General features: G+C 60.9%; 15 protein-coding genes and 1 pseudogene. 2 read left to right on the top strand and 14 right to left on the bottom strand.

What is annotated here, in order from left to right:
* Positions 1-355: 355 nt before the first annotated feature.
* The 10 genes from NKI20_RS25700 to NKI20_RS25655 all read right to left on the bottom strand — a co-directional run bounded on the left by NKI20_RS25700 (position 356) and on the right by NKI20_RS25655 (position 12,691).
* Entirely contained in the window at positions 356-1,354 is a 999-nt protein-coding gene (locus NKI20_RS25700; RefSeq protein ID WP_352835591.1) for an ABC transporter ATP-binding protein, read from the bottom strand.
* Complete coding sequence (locus NKI20_RS25695) at positions 1,351-2,346, bottom strand: ABC transporter ATP-binding protein (protein ID WP_352835661.1); 996 nt, start codon at positions 2,344-2,346, stop codon at positions 1,351-1,353. Before NKI20_RS25695 ends, NKI20_RS25700 begins: the two co-directional genes overlap by 4 nt.
* A 1-nt stretch (position 2,347) precedes the next feature.
* A complete protein-coding gene (locus NKI20_RS25690) occupies positions 2,348-3,238 on the bottom strand; it encodes an ABC transporter permease (protein WP_352726486.1) in 891 nt (296 codons plus the stop codon).
* Between the two features lie 9 nt (positions 3,239-3,247).
* A complete protein-coding gene (locus tag NKI20_RS25685) occupies positions 3,248-4,189 on the bottom strand; it encodes an ABC transporter permease (RefSeq protein ID WP_352835587.1) in 942 nt (313 codons plus the stop codon).
* A gap of 172 nt (positions 4,190-4,361) precedes the next feature.
* Positions 4,362-5,951, bottom strand: a complete 1,590-nt coding sequence (locus tag NKI20_RS25680; protein ID WP_352835584.1) for an ABC transporter substrate-binding protein — start codon at positions 5,949-5,951, stop codon at positions 4,362-4,364.
* A gap of 83 nt (positions 5,952-6,034) precedes the next feature.
* Positions 6,035-7,699: a N,N-dimethylformamidase beta subunit family domain-containing protein gene (locus NKI20_RS25675; protein WP_352835582.1), complete on the bottom strand. Its 1,665-nt coding sequence runs from the start codon at positions 7,697-7,699 to the stop codon at positions 6,035-6,037.
* Between the two features lie 439 nt (positions 7,700-8,138).
* A complete protein-coding gene (locus NKI20_RS25670; RefSeq protein WP_352835658.1) occupies positions 8,139-9,146 on the bottom strand; it encodes a LacI family DNA-binding transcriptional regulator in 1,008 nt (335 codons plus the stop codon).
* A 153-nt stretch (positions 9,147-9,299) separates the two neighbouring features.
* Positions 9,300-10,313, bottom strand: a complete 1,014-nt coding sequence (locus tag NKI20_RS25665) for a zinc-dependent alcohol dehydrogenase family protein (RefSeq protein ID WP_352835580.1) — start codon at positions 10,311-10,313, stop codon at positions 9,300-9,302.
* Positions 10,314-10,365: 52 nt separating this feature from the next.
* Positions 10,366-11,136 carry an L-iditol 2-dehydrogenase gene (locus NKI20_RS25660; RefSeq protein ID WP_352835578.1) on the bottom strand — a complete coding sequence of 257 codons (771 nt, stop codon included), beginning with the start codon at positions 11,134-11,136 and terminating at the stop codon, positions 10,366-10,368.
* 235 nt (positions 11,137-11,371) lie between these two features.
* Positions 11,372-12,691, bottom strand: a complete 1,320-nt coding sequence (locus NKI20_RS25655) for an ABC transporter substrate-binding protein (RefSeq protein WP_502898158.1) — start codon at positions 12,689-12,691, stop codon at positions 11,372-11,374.
* 307 nt (positions 12,692-12,998) lie between these two features.
* Here NKI20_RS25655 and NKI20_RS25650 point away from each other — a divergent pair, with 307 nt between their 5' ends.
* A complete protein-coding gene (locus NKI20_RS25650; protein ID WP_352835575.1) occupies positions 12,999-13,979 on the top strand; it encodes a tagatose kinase in 981 nt (326 codons plus the stop codon).
* Positions 13,976-15,319 (top strand): D-tagatose-bisphosphate aldolase, class II, non-catalytic subunit, encoded by a 1,344-nt coding sequence (locus NKI20_RS25645; protein ID WP_352835572.1) that lies wholly within the window; start codon positions 13,976-13,978, stop codon positions 15,317-15,319. The genes NKI20_RS25650 and NKI20_RS25645 overlap by 4 nt, the downstream gene beginning before the upstream one ends.
* Here the strand turns inward: NKI20_RS25645 and NKI20_RS33805 are convergent.
* The 4 genes and pseudogenes from NKI20_RS33805 to NKI20_RS25625 all read right to left on the bottom strand — a co-directional run bounded on the left by NKI20_RS33805 (position 15,310) and on the right by NKI20_RS25625 (position 16,882).
* The gene (locus tag NKI20_RS33805; RefSeq protein WP_502898160.1) at positions 15,310-15,603 is read right to left on the bottom strand and encodes a hypothetical protein; all 294 of its coding nucleotides are present in this window, start codon (positions 15,601-15,603) and stop codon (positions 15,310-15,312) included. The two genes, NKI20_RS25645 and NKI20_RS33805, sit on opposite strands and share 10 nt — an antisense overlap.
* A gap of 41 nt (positions 15,604-15,644) precedes the next feature.
* Positions 15,645-15,898: pseudogene (locus NKI20_RS25635) on the bottom strand (SMC-Scp complex subunit ScpB); the annotation flags it as partial.
* Between the two features lie 152 nt (positions 15,899-16,050).
* Positions 16,051-16,638 (bottom strand): type II toxin-antitoxin system VapC family toxin, encoded by a 588-nt coding sequence (locus tag NKI20_RS25630; protein ID WP_352835566.1) that lies wholly within the window; start codon positions 16,636-16,638, stop codon positions 16,051-16,053.
* On the bottom strand, positions 16,628-16,882 hold the full coding sequence (locus NKI20_RS25625) for a hypothetical protein (RefSeq protein ID WP_502898159.1): 255 nt from the start codon (positions 16,880-16,882) through the stop codon (positions 16,628-16,630). Before NKI20_RS25625 ends, NKI20_RS25630 begins: the two co-directional genes overlap by 11 nt.
* Positions 16,883-16,906: the final 24 nt, after the last annotated feature.

Here is a 16,906-nt window from a genome sequence, read left to right as displayed (position 1 = left end):
GGGCATCCCAGCGCGTCCCGCGGCCATTGTGCAGAGTTGATCGGCCGAGAAGGCATTCATACGCACCGGAAGATCTGCGGCTAACATCCGCCGTCATGCTAGTAGGATGTTAAAACCGGCGCACAAATGAAAAATGACTGGCTCGCTACGCCTAAGCCGGAGCTGGTTGCTTCTAGGACGAATGTCCCCAGGGCATAGGTCCGGCCGTCTACGGCCTTTGCTGTTCGATACCAAAACGCAATCGCCGGATCCTGTCGAAGTCTCCGCCCTGACGGAACTGATGTGGATGCGCCGAGTTCCGACGTGATCGCAATCCCAGCCTCCATCGGACAGCGCCGAGTTCGCGTCGCGGCATCTACAGCGAGGCTCCCGCCTGAGGTGACTCATCATTCAGGTGACATGCGGCGAGGCGTCCGGGCGTCACCTCTTTCAGCGCAGGCTCCACCCGAACGCACCTGTCGAAGGCGTGCGGGCATCGAGTGTGGAAATAGCAGCCGGTTGGAGGGTTGATCGGGCTCGGTATATCGCCGTTCAGGACGATTCGCCGCCTCTGGTCGCCCACTTTCGGCACGGGAACGGCCGACATCAGCGCCTCCGTGTATGGATGCCTGGGAGCCGCGAAAACGTCTCGCTTGGAGCCGAGTTCAACGATCTTGCCAAGATACATCACAGCCACGCGGTGCGTCAGGTGCTCGACCACGGCGAGATCGTGGCTGATGAAAAGCAGGGCGACGCCCAGTTCAGCCTGTAGATCCTGAAGAAGGTTGATGATCTGCGCCTTGACCGAGACGTCGAGGGCGCTGACTGCCTCGTCGCATACGATGACGTCGGGATTGGTCGCCAGGGCCCGCGCGATACCGATCCGCTGCCTCTGACCGCCGGAGAACTCGTGCGGCCATCGGGAACCGGCGTCTTTCGGCAGGCTCACCGTCTCGAGCAGCTTACCGACCTTAGCGTCGATCTCGCTGCTATTGGTCGCAAGTGAGAAATTGCGCAGTGGTTCGGCCAGAATGTCCCCCACGCGCATACGTGGGTTCAATGAGCTGAACGGGTCCTGAAATACGAACTGCATGCGCCTGCGCAGCGGCCGCCACGCGCTTTGGCTGAATGCGTCGATACGCGTACCGTCCAGGAAGATTTGCCCGGCAGTCAGCCTGGAAAGACCGAGTATCGAGCGTCCGACCGTGGACTTTCCGCAGCCTGACTCTCCAACCAGCGACAGGGTTTCACCGCGATGAAGCTCAAACGACACATCGTCGACTGCATGCACGAAGCTCTTGGTCCCCCAAAAAGGTGTCGATGACAATGGGTAGTATTTCTTCAACCCAAGGACTTGAAGTATCGGCACCGTCATATCGGCTGCTCCATTGCGTCGACTACCGCGTGATGGCAGGCGACCTCATGCGCCGGCGCCTTCATGATTAGCGGCGGGACGGTATTGCGGCATATCTCCGTCGCCCGAATGCACCTTGACGCGAAAGCGCAGTAGTCGATCCTGCGCTTCAGGCTCGGAACCATGCCGGGAATGTCTGCAAGACGGCTTGTTTCGCCCGCCAGGGAAGAACCCAGTTTCGGAACCGATCCGAGCAAGCCGATCGTGTACGGATGCAGGGGACGCTCGAAGAGTTCGGTCGCCGTCGTCGCCTCGACCACACGCCCCGCATACATGACCATTACGCGGTCCGCGATCTCAGCGACCACACCCAGGTCGTGCGTGATAATGACGACCGCGGCGCCGACCTTGCGTTTCAGCTCGCGCATCAGATTGAGGATCTGAAGCTGGATGGTGACGTCAAGCGCGGTCGTAGGCTCATCGGCGATCAGGAGCTTCGGACTGCAGGCGATGGCCATCGCAATCATCACCCGTTGACGCATTCCTCCAGACAGCTGATGCGGATAGTCGTTGATGCGACGCCGCGCTTCCGGGATTCCGACGAGATCGAGCATCTCGATAGCGCGGCGCTCGGCTTCCTTCTTTCCCAGACCCTCGTGAAGCCGCACCGACTCGGAGAGCTGGTAGCCGATCGAGAGAACCGGGTTAAGGCTCGTCATCGGCTCTTGAAAGATCATGGCCATGTCCTTGCCACGGATCCGGCGCATGTCTCGCTCCGGCAGTCCCAGCAATTCCCTGCCCATCAATTTGATCGACCCGCGCGACCCGCCGGACGACGCATCGATCAGGCCGAGAATGGACATCGCGGTGACGGATTTTCCGGACCCGGATTCTCCAACGATCGCGAGTGTCTCCCCGGCGTCAACGCCGAATGAGACGCCGTCGACCGCGCGAGTGATGCCGTCCCGCGACCTGAAGTGCGTCTGCAGCCGCGACACTTCCAACAGACGCATGTTAGACTTTCCCTGCAATTCGCGGATCAAGCGCGTCGCGCATACCGTCGCCAAGCATGTTGATGGCAAGCACGGTGACCGAAAGAAAAGCCGCCGGGAACATCACGATGTACGGCTTCACCTGCCAGAGCGCACGCCCCTCAGCCATGATGTTGCCCCAAGACGGTGTGGTCGGTGGCGTCCCGGCGCCGATGAACGAAAGGACAGCCTCGGTGATCATCGCCGAGGCGCAGACATATGTTGCGTGCACCAGAAGCGGAGCCAGCGTGTTTGGCATGATGTGGCGGTATATGATTTTCGCCCTATGAGTCCCCGAAACGATTGCGGCGTCGACATAGGGCTGTTCGCGCAATGACAGAACCACTCCGCGCACGAGTCGAGCGACCCGGGGTATTTCCGCGACGCTAATGGCAAAGATCACATTTACGATGGAGCCGCGCATGAGAGCGATGAGAGCTATCGCCAGGAGAATGGGCGGGATGGACATGAGACCGTCCATCACGCGCATGATTATGGAATCGGCGCTTCGCAAGAAACCCGAGACCAGCCCGATCAATAAACCCAAAACGGATGCGATGACGGCGACGGCCAGCCCGACGACAAGTGAAACACGGGTGCCATAAATGACGCGCGAATAAACGTCACGGCCAAGCATGTCCGTTCCGAACCAATGCTCGGCGGAGGGCGCGAGCGTTCTGAGCGAGGGGGCGAGCGCCGTCGGGTCTACTGTCCATAGGATCGGAGCGGCGACGGCGATGGCCGCAATCGACGTCAAGAGCGTTGCGCCGATCGTGATGGTTGGGTTGCGGAGCGCGAAGCCGAGAACACCTGTTCGCACCTTTACCGGCGGCAGAAAGTCCGCGGGTATGCCGTCGTCAATGTCGCTACTCATCGCTCATTCCTAGTATTTCACTCGTGGATCGAAGACCGTGTAAAGCAGGTCGATCAGGAGGTTGACGATCACATAAGAGAAACTGAAGAGGAGGACGACGCCTTGGATAACGGGATAGTCGCGCCGCAGGATGGCGTCGACCGTAAGGCGGCCCAGGCCAGGGATGACGAACACGCTCTCGGTGACGACAGCTCCTCCGATCAAAAGCCCGACCCCGATTCCAATCACCGTCACGATCGGAATCGCCGCGTTCTTCAGTGCATGAACGAAAAGGATCATCCGCTGGCCGACGCCCTTGGCCTTGGCTGTGCGTATGTAGTCTTGCTGCACGACTTCCAGCATCGCTGCGCGGGTAACGCGTGCGATCAACGCGATGTAGCCCGTGGATAAGGTCAGGGAAGGCAGAATCAGCGATCTGAACCAAGGCCACAATCCTCTCTCGAGAGGGGCGTATCCTTGGACGGGCAGTATCTGAAAATGCAACGCCAGGACATAACAGAGTGCATAGCCGACGACGAAGACGGGCACCGAAAAGCCGACCACCGCAGCGCCCATAACGATGCGATCGACGAGCGTGCCTTGTCGCCAAGCGGCCACGACTCCCAGCGGCACCGCGACGAGCACCGCGAAAACAAGCGTGATGACCATCAGCGATAGAGTCGGCCCGGTCCGTTGCACGATCATCGTGCTGACAGGGACGTTTGCGAAGATAGAGGTTCCCAAATCGGCGTGAAGCAGGCCCACGAACCATACGCCGAAGCGTATCAGGAACGGCTGGTCGAGCCCCAAGCTTTCTCTGATGCGAGCGATGTCTTGCTGCGTCGCCTGGTCGCCGGCGATAATGGCTGCCGGATCTCCCGGGGCGATATAGAGAAGACTGAAGACGAAAAATGCGACGAACACCATCACCGGTATCGTCGTCATCGTTCGCCTTGTAACGTAAGACAACATGCGTTCGTTCCTAGGGTTCCGGTGAGACGCTGCCCCAGGCAGGGCTGGCGCGATAAAAGAAATCATTCGCTGCACGAACGATGTGGAACGAGAGCCGAAGCAACTTCGCGCGAGGACGTTCGAATCAAAGAGGCTGTGCAAGACCAGTCGTCGCACAGCCTCGCTCGACACTTCAGGCGGACTTCTCGACCCCGTAGAACAACGGGAAGCCCTCTACGATGTTGCTGAGGGTCTTGAGGTAAGCGGTCGGCTGCTTATAGAAACCGGTCGGTATGTAGGGCAGGTCCTCGAAGTACTGTGTCTGCAGATCCTTCGCTACGCGCATTTGTTCGGCGGCGTCGTCCGTCGCCATGAACTCTTTGCGCAGTGTTTCGATCCGTTCACTGGCAGGCCAACCGACGGCGCCTTCCTTGCCGATTCCCCGAAGATATGAGTTGCCTATCGGATTGATGCACACCACGCCCGCGAGGTAGTTGCACCACGCGCTCCAGCCGCCTTTTTCGACGGGTTCCGTCGAGTTCAGACGCGGATACACAGTTCCCCAGTCCTGCGCCTGATAGTCGAGGTTGATGCCGACCCGACGGAACATATCCGCGGCGACTTCGCTCATTGCATTCAACGCAGGGAGGTCTGTCGGGACGAGCAGAACGACCTTCTCGCCATTGTAGCCCGCGGCCTTCAGGTCGGCTTTAACCTTCTCTAGATCGCGCGGGGCGGTCAGAGCCTGCATGCCGGCGTCGTTCACGAATGGAGAGCCGGGCGTAAAGAATCCGACATTGTCCTGCCAAAGACTGCGATCGTTGCCCATGACCGCGGTCATGTAATCCGCCTGGTTGATGCCGGCGAGAAGCGCCCGGCGGATGGCGGGGTTGTTGAACGGCGGCTGAAGGTGATTGAGCCGGATGTGGCCCATCAAACCGCTCTTGTCTTTGACCTCCACGGCGATGTCAGGGATCTGTTGCAACAACGGAAGGAGGTCCGGCGTCGGCTGCTCCCACCAATCCATCTCGCCCGATTGCAGCGAGGCCGCCGCTGTCGAGGCGTCCGGAATTGTGTGCCATTCGACCCGGTCCACCTTGACCACCTTGCCCCCGCACATAAAGCTCGGAGGCTCGTCGCGAGGCACATATTCCTTGAATTTCTCGTAGGCGTTTAGCTGCCCAGCCATCCGCTCACTGGCGAGAAAGCGGAATGGCCCGCTGCCGATTATCTCGGAAATTGGCGTCGAAACATCGGTCTTCGCCAGCCGCTCCGGCATCATGAAGCATACAGACGAGCCCTTTCCGAACACGAAGGGCAGTTGCGGGAACGGCGTCTTGAGGCGAAACTCGATGATCTTGTCAGACTTGGCGCTCAGTTCGTCGGTGTTTGCCAGCAAGTTTTTGCCGAGCGGGTCCTTGCTGCCCCAACGCCGCATGCTGGCGATAATGTCACGTGCCAGAACCGGTTCATTATCGTGGAAGCGCAGCCCGTCGCGCAGCGTGATTGTCCAGGTAAGCCCGTCATCCGAAGAGGTGTGCCCGGCCGCCATCTGCGGCCGTAAGTTGAAGTTTGCGTCCAGGCCATACAAGGTGTCGAACACCATCATGCCATGATGACGAGAGACGAGGCTGTTGGTCTGAACGGGATCGATCCCCGATAGGTCGGCCTGGGGAATGAACTTGATGACAGACTGACTTTGCGCTCTGCCTATTGATGGCGCGAACATCATGGTGGCGGTTGCCGCTGTAGCTTTAAGCAGCGTACGTCTAGCGATTTTCATCGAACTCCGTTCCCATTTTTTTGTTAAGTGACAGACATCTTCGGCATAAGTGCCCTGTTGTTGACGCCAAATAGCTTTCGGGGTTACTCAGCCGAAAATCGATCCAATATGTTTCTGGTTATCTTCTCGGTGAATGGTTCGCTGCGCGTGAGTCCAACGATCCACTCGCACGATCCGGCGGTGACCACATGACCCTTGCCGCGCGGCATTGAGACCATCATACCCGAGCCATAGCGGAGCTTGCGGCGAGCGACGTCCGGCGCGTCGCCCGCCATTGAAACTATGGTCTCGAGATCGTCGTCTCCTATGTAGTTGCGGAAGCCGGACCCGACCTGCTCATGCTCGAACAGAACCGCAGGGCTCATGGCCAGGATTTCGATGTTGTCGGGCACGCCGGAGGCGGGAACGGCGTGTGGGAGCCCCTCGCTGAATGTATAATCGAGCCCGTCAACCTCGTATCCAAACACGCCCGCCTCCGAACCGAAAACGTCCGCATAACTCAAATTCGTCCCGGCGAAGGCCCAGTGATGAGGGCGGAAGACGGTGAACCCTCGCGACCCCCGAGGTGTAAAGCTGCCCCAATTCGCATACATGCCGTGGTAGCCGTTGACTCCGACTGTCGAGGCGCCAGGCCAGCCGACGGCCGGGCTTTCCCAAGCGCATGTGACCAGATGCTTGCGCTGGGGGTCATCGCGCAACGGATCCTGTTTCGGCGCCTTGGATTTCCAACAAATCTGCTTGCCGCCATCCTCTTCAAATCTGATCTGCCAGAGGAAGTTGCCGCCGAAGCGGCTAAAATTGCCGCCGCGCTCGACGAAGGACTCGATGGCCTGGCGCATATCCCAAGACCAATACTCGTCGTGCCCAACCGTCACGACGCAACTATAGCGGTCGAGAGTTTCGGGCCGGGCGTGCAAATCGGTCTGGGTGATTACGTCGAAATCGTACCCCTGCGATTCTGCCCATACCGCGAAATGGCGATCGAACTGAGCCCATCCGGCGCAGGCATAATTTTGCGCCCATCCGCCCGGGTAGCCCCACTCCTTGGACGGGTAACGAGGCATCTCGTTCATGCGTGGGACGCGGTCCAGCGTGATCCGCGGCGCGCCGTCGGGGAGCCAGACGAAGCCGCGCGACCAAGGCCGCCGCAGGCTCAATATCGGCGAGCCCTCGTTCCGGTCTACACCCCAGGTGCCGAAATAGTGGTTGGCGCCGCCCCAATCGTTGTAGGCGGTCCAGGTGGCGGTGGCCAGGACGAACAGAATACGCCCCTTCTGCGTCTGCGGAGTGGGGCGAACGACCACAAAATGATGCTGGACGAACCGCTCGCCCTGTGCACGCTCGCAGGTCGACACGACACGGTAAAAACCAGAGCGCATGTCGTGCGGAATGCGCCAAGTATGCAGGATGGGCCAGTCGCATCCATCCATATAGGCGGTGGGCGACGTCGCGGCGAAGACGCCAGCAAGGCCATCGGCCTGCTCGACCAATTCCGGCGCATGACCGTCCCTGTAGATGGTTATCGACCAGCGATCGGCGGTCGTCGAGGCAAGAAATTCCACGGTGTCGCCGGGATCGTAGGACATCCTTTCGGTGCAGACGAAGACCTCAGGAAAATCCCGATCCTCACGTGGAGCCTGGAAACGGAAATCAGACAAAAACGACTCGTCGGCGAAACCTTTGCGCACGCGCCTCGGGGCGATCGCGTGCGGACCGAGTTCAGGGGGCACCCATCCAGTGGTCTTCATTCGCACCTCGACGATGACACGGGACTAGCAATCAGGTTCACGACCTGCCGCATCACGGCCTTACCATATACGCTATAGCAAATGCAAGGGCGCAGGCTAACGCCTACGTGATTGATCCACCTGCTACATCTATATATCCGAGTCAGATCTTTGTATAGAAAACCGTTTAACTACAAGGGTATAGCCAGAATCTACAGCCTTCGCGCGCGCCGACCCGGAGTCGGAATTGCAATATATATGGTTCTTATATCAATATCGACTCAACCTTGTCGCTCCCATTAGTGCCATTTTTGATATATAAAAATCCGCTTGGGACGAGCCCGCGTTGCGCCTACGCGACCAGCCTGATGGAGCCTTTAGGAACGCCGCGCGGAGATGAACTGGAGCCAGGTCGGGTCCTTCCTTCAGGGCTGCGACCGCATTTTTAGGCCGACATGTATCAGGCTGAGGTTCGCAGCATCAGTTCTGCGTTGAGCAGAACGCGTCCGCTGCCTGGTTTGGCCGACGATTTTTCATCCAGCCTTTCGAGGAGAAGTTCGATGGCCAGGCGGCCTATCTCGTTGTAGTTCTGCGCAACCGTCGTAATCGGCGGACAGGCGTAGCGCGACAAGGGATGGTCGTCGTGTCCCGCGACCCGCATGTCGCAGTCCACCCCATGGCCCACCTTCAGGCCCAGCTGATACGCGGCCGCGATCACGCCGAAGGCAACACGGTCGTTGGCGCAAAGCACGGTCCTTGTCGGAAAACCTTGCCCCTTCAGGATACGAAACGCTTCGTCGAAGCCGAATTTCTCGAAATCCCACGACCGCGCATCGGTGACGGGCACGATTTCAGGCGTCATTTTGAACTGCTGCATTGCCTCGACATAGGCGTACTGTCTGGCTTGGGCATTGTTGTTGACCAACGGCATGGCGAAATAGCAGGGCGGCTCGCCGGACCTGCAGAGATAATCGACCATGAGCCTGAAACTCTGCCTGTTGTCGGTGCCGACGAAAGACGAGGTCTCGTCCAGCGGCGAATCGACGTAGATCAGGGGGATGCTCGACCCGAGTTCGGCTAGGATCCGGTGGTGGGACTGCACGCCGAGCGGCGCTATGATGGCACCAGCAATGTTCATCGACTTGAACGTCTGAATGGCCTGGTCTTCCATTTCGGCATGTCCGTCGGAAGACAGCACAAACGCCAGGAAACCGGCTTCGTTGGCGATCGTTTCAATGCGACGCGTCAGCGCCATGTAAAACGGATCCGTCGAATTCGGAATGATGACGCCGAGAATGTTGCTGCGGCGGCGATTGAGATTGACGGCGAACATGCTCGGCCGGAAGCCGGACTTCCTTTGCGCGGCCTCGATCACGTTCCGAGTGTTTTTCCTGACCGAATTGGGGTCATTGAAATATTTGGAAACCGTCGTGCGAGACAAGCCGACAAAGGCCGAGAAATCCTCCATCGTCCTGATCGTCTTTGCCATTAATGGGCTCCTTGCTCGAACTGCCGTCGCCACTGTCTACTTGAGTCACCCTTTCTCCGGAAGGAGGTGGAATGTTCTTTGCGAGAGCTGGAGACTGCCCGTGACCCAAGGGCGCGGCTATACTGTTGGAGACTATGACTCCGAGGAGAACTGTACTTTCATCGTTGTTGGATCGCCGCCGGCTTTGGCGAAGAACGGCAACAGTTCGGAAAGGGGCAGCTGATGGCTGACAAGCCGCGCCATCGTGCCGTCATCCTGGCTGAGAATGTCGAGCGCCTGTGGGATGTTCCGGTTCAACGAGTGCGACCCCGCCACTCTGATCTGCCGGCGGAATATCTCGAACGGTGCGACGGAGATCCTCGCGTCGGGCGCGCAGACCCCGAAAATGAGCGCCGTGCCGCCATCGGCAGTGAAGCCGACCATGCCTTCGACCACCTTGGCGACGCCGGTGGCGTCGGCGACGAAATCAAAGCCGCGCGCCCGCGCCGACAGGGCCTGCGATCCGGACACCAGCGGCTCCAGCCCGAGCGCTTCTGCAAAGGCGAGCCGTTGTTCGCTAATGTCGGCGACGGCCACATTCTTGACGCCCTTGGCCCTGAGCGAGAGGGCAAGCAGCAGGCCGATCGGCCCGGCGCCGAAGACCAGCGCGTTGCCGGGCATGTTCTTGCCGGCCTCGAGCCCAGCGGCACTGAGACCGTTGAGGACACAGGCGAGCGGCTCGGCAAGGGCTGCCGTGGCGAACCCGAGATCGCCAATCCCATGCAGATGGTTGACGGCAACCACGCTGAATTCCGCGAAGCCCCCATTTTCGGTGACGCCGTAGGCCTTCAGGCTGGCGCACAGATTGGTCAGGCCTTTCCGGCAAGCGGCGCAGTGCCCGCACGGTATATTGGGATCGACAGCAATCCTGTCGCCCGGCTTGACGGTGGTGACATCATCGGCGACCGCCTCGACAGTGCCTGCATATTCGTGGCCGGGTACCAGCGGAAACGCGCCTTCGCCGTAACGGCCATGCAACACCTCGATGTCGGTATGGCAAAGGCCGGCGGCCCGGACCCGTACCAGAGCGTGTCCGGGCTCGACCTTGGGCAGGTCGAGATCCGCCATGCCGGCGACGCCCGCGGCGGTGAATCGGATGGCCTTCATGTCAGTCTCCCCTGCTTGGACGACCTTGTCCAGAACGGCGCGGCTTGGCGCGTCAGCTCATCCAGTTGCCGCCGTCGACATTATAGGTCTGCGCCAGGATATAGTCGCTGTCGGACGAGGCGAGCAAAACGGCGAGCCCTGCAATATCCTCAGGTTGCGCGAAGCGGCCGATCGGAACCGATCTGGCCACGGCCGCTTTCTTCTCGCCTGGTTTCAGGCCTTCCCAGCGAGCGAAATGCGCATCGACAACGTCCCAATGCTCGCCATCGACCACGCCGGGCGCAATCGCATTGACGTTGATGCCGTGTTTGACCAGCGCCAACGCCGCCGACTGCGTGGCCGAAATGATCGCTGCCTTGGAGGCGCAGTAGAGCGTCACCAACGCCTCGCCGCGCCGCCCGGCCTGGCTCGCCATGTTAATGATCTTGCCGCCACGGCCGCGTTCAATCATCACATTGGCCACCGCCTTCATCATGAACAGCGGCCCCTTGAGATTGATGGCGAACACGCGGTCATAGCTCGCTTCGGTGATGTCGGTTATCGGCGCCATATCGAAGATGGCCGCATTGTTGACGAGAATATCGATGCCGCCGAAATTGCGGTCGACCTCCGCCACGACCCTGTCGATCGCACCGAGGTCGGTGACGTCAAGCAGGATGGCGCAGGCCGCCGCACCGATCGCGGCTGCGGCCCGCTCCGCGCGTTCGATGTCGATATCGGCAATCACTACCTTGGCGCCTTCGCGCGCATAGGCTTGCGCGAAACCCAAGCCAATGCCGCGCGCACCACCTGTAATGAGGGCAATCTTGCTCTTCAGTTTCATGTCCAATTCCAATTCCGCAAACCTTGAACCGGTATCAGAGGACCAGATGGCGTCCGACGCGACGTCATCGAGATGGCCCATCGAATCCCTGACGCTACCCGAGAAACGCACGGACCCGCTGTGGCGGATCCGTGCATCCTCCAGGCCTGCTGTAATGGGAGGTTTTTCAGGCCCGGATCGCCAGGAGGCTGTGCTCATTCCGCCTCCTGGCTGACCTCTCTGGGCTTGAAAGCGACTATTTGATGTAGCCTGCCTCCGTCATCGTCTTCTCCACGGCGGTCTGGGCGCCGTTGAGCACATCATCGACCGACTGCTGACCGGTGACCGCGGCGGCGATCGCCTGGCCGACTTCGGTGCCGATGCCCTGGAATTCAGGGATGGCGACGAACTGGATGCCGGTATAGGGAACCGGGTCCTTGGTCTGCTTGGTCGGATCGGCGGATTCGATCGCCGAAAGCACCGTTGCGGCGAAGGGTGCTGCTTTCTGGTAGTCCGGGCTGGAATAGGTGGACTTACGCGTTCCCGGAGGTGCGGCAACCCAGCCTTCGGTCTCGCCGACGCGCTGGACATAGGCTTTCGAGGTCGCCCACTTAACGAAGGACTTTGCCGCGTCCGCCTTTTTGGTCGAGGTCGGGATGGCCAGGCTCCATGCCCAGCCCCAGGCCGAACCGTTGGGTGTGACTGCCACCGGCGCCTTGGCGAAGGCAACCTTGTCGGCAACCTTGCTCTGCTTGGGATCATAGACACGGCCCGCCGCCGATGTGGCGTCGATCCACATGGCGCAATGACCGGAGGCGAACAGCGTCTGGTTTTCATTGAAGCCGTTGGAGCTGATGCCCGGAGGCCCATCCTTCTTCATCGTGTCGACATACCAGCCGATCGCCTTCTTCCACGCGTCCGAATTGAGCTGCGGCTTCCAGTCCATGTCGAACCAGCGGCCGCCGAACGTGTTGACCAGCGTGCCAAGGAAGGCCATGTTCTCTCCCCAGCCCGGCTTGCCGCGCAGGCACAAGCCGTACTGTTCTTTCGACTTGTCGGTGAGCTTGTCGGCGAATTGGGTGATCTGGTCATAGGTCGGCTGCTCCGGCATCTTCAGGCCGGCGGCATCGAACAGATCTTTGCGGTAGAGCGTGAACGAGCTTTCGGCGTAGAACGGCACGGCATAGAGCTTGCCGTCGACCGTCAGGCCACTGCGCACCGGCGCGATCAGGTCGTCATAATCATAGTCCTCGCCGAGATCGTTGAGCGGCGTCAGCCAGCCGCTCTTGCCCCAGATCGGCGTTTCGTAGCCGCCGATGGTCAAGACATCGAACTGGCCGCCCTTGGTGGCGATGTCGGTGGTGACCCGCTCGCGCAGGACGTTCTCCTCCAGCACCACCCAGTTGACCTTGTTTCCGGTCGCCTTCTCCCATTCCGGCGACAGCTTCTGCATGATGATCATGTCGCCATTATTGACCGTGGCTACCGTGATCTCCGCGGACAAGGCGGCACTTGCCGTCAGTGCGGAAGCGGCGACCGACAGGCCAAGAATTCCTATATGCTTACCAATTGGCATTTCGTCTCCTCCTTTACGAATGCGCATGTGTAAGTGAACATGCGTACATATTCTATTGCGCTACAGGAAAGCCAAGTCAAGCGTGGTTTGTCCGATTTTGCTATGGCGTCGACGCTTGCTATGCGCTGGCTCAGAGCTCGGCGCGACCACGAAACACACATGCGTAGCAGACAAAATGTACATGTGTTCAGTTTGTGTTGACTTCACTCTCGCTGCGATTTACCTCAGCTACGGTCAGGCGCTGTCGTGCGCCGGTCACCGCCGTGAGCGGCATTCGCTCCGGTTAGGGAGAAAAGGAATTGCAGAAATGAGAAGGCGAAGGGAGATCGCGTCCGAATCCGCGGGGCCGACGATTGCCGCCGGCGAGATCCTGGTCGAGATTGTGGCGACGGTTCGGGGTCTGGGTTTTCTCGAACCGCTGACGCTGGTCGGCCCTTATCCGAGCGGCGCTCCCGCCATCTTCATCGACCAGGTCGCAAGGCTGGGCGCCGCCGCCGGGCTCATCGGCTGCGTCGGCCGCGATGATTTTGGCACGATCAATCTGGAAAGGTTGAGGCGCGACGGGGTCGACGTATCCGCCGTGTCGATCAGCGACCGCTACCCGACGGGAAGCGCCTTCGTTCGCTACCGGCACGACGGCGGCCGTGACTTCGTTTACAACATTGCTGAATCCGCAGCCGGGCAAATCCGCCTCACTGCGCAAGCACGCGAACTGGCCGACAGGGCCGGCCACCTGCATGTCATGGGGTCCACTCTGTCTGTGGCGGGGCTGAAGGAGATCGTTGCCTATGCCTTGAAGGCCGTGCGCGCCCATGGCGGCTCGACCTCGTTCGATCCGAACATGCGCAAGGAACTGATCGACGGCGCAGATGGGGCGCAATTCACCTCTCTGGTCGACGATGCGGATCTGCTGCTGCCTTCCGGTGACGAGTTGCTTGCCGCGGCCGGCGTCGATGACGAATGCCAGGCGGTAAAGGCGCTGATCGCCCGGGGCGTCGGCGAGATCGTGCTGAAGCGCGGCGCTGCTGGCTCTAGCTATTTCTCCGCGGATGGCAGCAGGATCGACTGTGCCGGTTTCCTGGTCGAGGAAGTCGACCCAACCGGCGCCGGCGACTGCTTTGGCGCCACCTATCTGACTTGCCGGCGCAAGGGCATGGAGCCTGGCAAGGCGCTGTTTTACGCCAATGCCGCCGGCGCCCGCAACGTCACGCGGCGCGGCCCGATGGAAGGCACCGCCGGCTTGGACGTGCTTGACGACTTCATCACCGGGACCGCGAGAGTGACATGAGGACCAACCCGCTTGCAGGCCTCGCCACTGCGCGCAGAAACGGATCGCCCTACGGCATCACGTCGATCTGCTCGGCCCATCCCGTCGTGATCCAGACGGCGATACGGCGCGCCGTCAGGAGCAAGGAAACCATCCTGCTGATCGAGGCGACCTGCAATCAGGTCAACCAGTTCGGCGGCTATACCGGGATGACGCCGGACCTGTTCATCGCCTTCGTGCTGGAGATCGCCAGCAGGGAGGGACTGGACCCCTCGCGCATCATCTTCGGCGGCGACCATCTTGGACCAAACCCGTGGCGCACGGAGCCGGCGGCGCAAGCGATGAGCAAGGCCGAAGCCATGGTCACGGCTTACGTGTGGGCCGGCTTCAGCAAGATCCATCTCGATGCGTCGATGGGATGCGCCGGCGAACCGGCGGCGCTTGATGACGAGACCATCGCCACGCGCGCGGCGCGGCTGGCCAAGGCAGCCGAAAAGGCGGCGCGGGCGGCTGGCAGCGCCTTACCGGCCTACATCATCGGCACCGAGGTCCCTGTCCCCGGCGGGGTCGACCATACGATCAGCGACCTGAAGCCTACCGAGGCAGCGGCGGCGCGGCGCACGATCGCCGTTCACCGCGAGATCTTTGCCCGCGAAGGCCTGACCGACACCTTTGGCCGCGTCATCGCGGTGGTCGTGCAGCCGGGCGTCGAATTCGGCAGCCAAAACGTCGTCGCCTACAGGCCGGAGGCGTCGAAGGCGCTGACCGGACTGCTGGATGACGAACCGTCGCTTGTCTACGAGGCGCACTCCACCGATTATCAGAGCCGCGCGGCGCTGACAGCACTTGTCGGCAACGGCTTTCCCATCCTCAAGGTCGGCCCCGGCCTGACATTTGCCTTGCGCGAGGCGCTTTACGGGCTTGACCTGATCGCGTCCGAAATGATCGCGGATTACGGCGACAGGTCGCTTGCCCGCACCATGGAGCGTGTGATGCTGGCAGCACCTGGCCATTGGCACAGTCATTATCACGGCAATGAAGCGAGCATCTACCTCCAGCGGCATTACAGCTACAGCGACCGAATCCGCTATTATTGGAGCAATCCCACGGCCGGCGTTGCCGTTGGCCGCCTGCGCGAGGTGCTCGACCGCGTCAGCATTCCTGAAACGCTGATGCGACAATTCCTGCCGATGGTCCCGATCGAGCTCGGGTCCGCGGGGAATCCCGACGCTATTCTTCAAGTCGCGATCGGCCAGGTACTGGCCGACTACGACGCGGCTTGCCGTAGGGACACACTTCCGACTCCGGAGGGCTGCAACGACGCCCCATCGAGTGTCCCTCGGTTAGGCAATCATCCGTAGTCACCAGCCAAGAACGGTGCTGATCGCCACCAACGCCTATATTGGTTGCCGGGCCGATCGTCTTCCTGCTCAGCGATGCCGCATCCATGATCACAGGTATTCACCTTCCCATCGATGGCGGTTACACCTGCCGATGAGGCTTGGGCCAGGGATACCGACTTGGACGCCGCTTCTTCGTTCTTCGCCGCGCCGGTCGTGGTGGCGACAACTTCGGCCATGGTGGTGGGTCTTGCCAACCGTCTGGCATCTTGTAGCAGACTGTCGTTGGCGGTACCTGCTGCCATGCCATACCAGTTCCGGTGAACGTGCCGTTTGGACTGGCGGCACCGGCAGTGGCGTGGATGGCGTCGGCATAGGCCGGCCGGGTCAGGTGTCTCCAGCCGCCGCCGACGGCAACCAGATCATTGGGACGGCCGCGCAACTCCTCGCGGATGTCGTCGATGAGGAGGTCGATGCTGCAACTCTTGCCGACGATCCGGGCGAGTGTTTCGCGGCCGACGGCTCGCTCGACGCAAAGATGGCTGCTTCGACCCCATGCATCCATTCGCGCCAGCGCGCCTCCGGCGGCATGTGATCCAGTTATCGGTTGTGTGGGTCCTTACGTTAGAAATGGCCGTTGCCGCCCGCGTTTCAACGGTCGCAGGAGAGTGTCAGCGAGCCTTTTGAAGACTGGTGGTCATCAAAGGAGGGTGGACGATCACGGTGCACGGGCATATCTCCCATGGACGCTTTCAACCCTGCGGGCGCAAGTCTGTCACCGGCCGGTAGAAGATCACACGCACCGACGGAACAAGTTGGTTGAGGTAATCGAAATCCCGAACATTGCCGGTCAGGACCGTCGCGCCCAGCAGACCGGCCTGGTGAAAGATCAGCGCATCGTTGAGGAAGCGGCGTTCATGCCCCTCCCCTTTCGGCAGGCGGCTCAGCCGGAACAGCAGGCCGGCAAGCATACCGGCGCGTCCCCAGGCGGTGGCGTCGGGTGCGTGCAGCCGGTGCGCTGGAATATCTTCGATCGTGTCCGCAACCACTTTCAGGACCGACTTCGTCGTGGGATGGCCCAGCCGGCCGAACAAATGGCTGAGCTCGGCAAGGCAGACGGCCGAGTGCTGACAGAGCCGATAGGTCAAAAGGTCATCGACCACTTCAGGCGTGCGCCCCTGCAGGACATCCAGATAGACGCTCGTGTCGAGAAGCAATGCACCGCCGACAGGCGGCTGATCACCTGCCCAGGACAGAGCGGAATCCGGCCGCCGTTCCAGCCCTCCGGCACGCCGCTGTGGTTTGAGGGAACGCAGTGCGCTCCCGAGATCAAACGTCAAGATCAATGTCCGCGGAAATGCTGCCCTTGCGGCCGACGAGCCGGGCGCCAAAATCGTCCTCGAGAGCTAGCCGCGACAATGCGAGCTCAAGCAATTCAGTGTCGGAGGTCACATGAGCGCGCTTCTTTGCCGCCTCGATCAGTTCCGACGGCACCCTGCCGGAAAGGCGTGTGTTCTTGGCCGCGCCAAGAAGGCCGACGGCCCTCGCCTGTTCGAGCACCAGACGGTTCCGGGTGTGGGCGATCCGCTCCTGGCTTTCGGCGGCCGT

The organism is Mesorhizobium sp. M0830 (assembly GCF_040319965.1).
Lineage (GTDB): Bacteria > Pseudomonadota > Alphaproteobacteria > Rhizobiales > Rhizobiaceae > Mesorhizobium.
The sequence above is the reverse complement of the archived record's forward strand: the minus strand, read 5'-3'. Positions and strand labels throughout refer to the sequence as shown.

Bases quoted from the DNA above. Each gene is read 5' to 3' on its own strand.
- NKI20_RS25675 (WP_352835582.1), bottom strand. From the start codon at position 7,699: ATGAAGACCACTGGATGGGTGCCCCCTGAACTCGGTCCGCACGCGATC.
- NKI20_RS25670 (WP_352835658.1), bottom strand. From the start codon at position 9,146: ATGGAGGATTTCTCGGCCTTTGTCGGCTTGTCTCGCACGACGGTTTCC.
- NKI20_RS33805 (WP_502898160.1), bottom strand. From the start codon at position 15,603: ATGGCAGCAGGTACCGCCAACGACAGTCTGCTACAAGATGCCAGACGG.
- NKI20_RS25700 (WP_352835591.1), bottom strand. From the start codon at position 1,354: ATGACGGTGCCGATACTTCAAGTCCTTGGGTTGAAGAAATACTACCCA.
- NKI20_RS25685 (WP_352835587.1), bottom strand. From the start codon at position 4,189: ATGTTGTCTTACGTTACAAGGCGAACGATGACGACGATACCGGTGATG.
- NKI20_RS25650 (WP_352835575.1), top strand. From the start codon at position 12,999: ATGAGAAGGCGAAGGGAGATCGCGTCCGAATCCGCGGGGCCGACGATT.
- NKI20_RS25655 (WP_502898158.1), bottom strand. From the start codon at position 12,691: ATGCCAATTGGTAAGCATATAGGAATTCTTGGCCTGTCGGTCGCCGCT.
- NKI20_RS25665 (WP_352835580.1), bottom strand. From the start codon at position 10,313: ATGAAGGCCATCCGATTCACCGCCGCGGGCGTCGCCGGCATGGCGGAT.
- NKI20_RS25695 (WP_352835661.1), bottom strand. From the start codon at position 2,346: ATGCGTCTGTTGGAAGTGTCGCGGCTGCAGACGCACTTCAGGTCGCGG.
- NKI20_RS25660 (WP_352835578.1), bottom strand. From the start codon at position 11,136: ATGAAACTGAAGAGCAAGATTGCCCTCATTACAGGTGGTGCGCGCGGC.
- NKI20_RS25690 (WP_352726486.1), bottom strand. From the start codon at position 3,238: ATGAGTAGCGACATTGACGACGGCATACCCGCGGACTTTCTGCCGCCG.
- NKI20_RS25645 (WP_352835572.1), top strand. From the start codon at position 13,976: ATGAGGACCAACCCGCTTGCAGGCCTCGCCACTGCGCGCAGAAACGGA.
- NKI20_RS25680 (WP_352835584.1), bottom strand. From the start codon at position 5,951: ATGAAAATCGCTAGACGTACGCTGCTTAAAGCTACAGCGGCAACCGCC.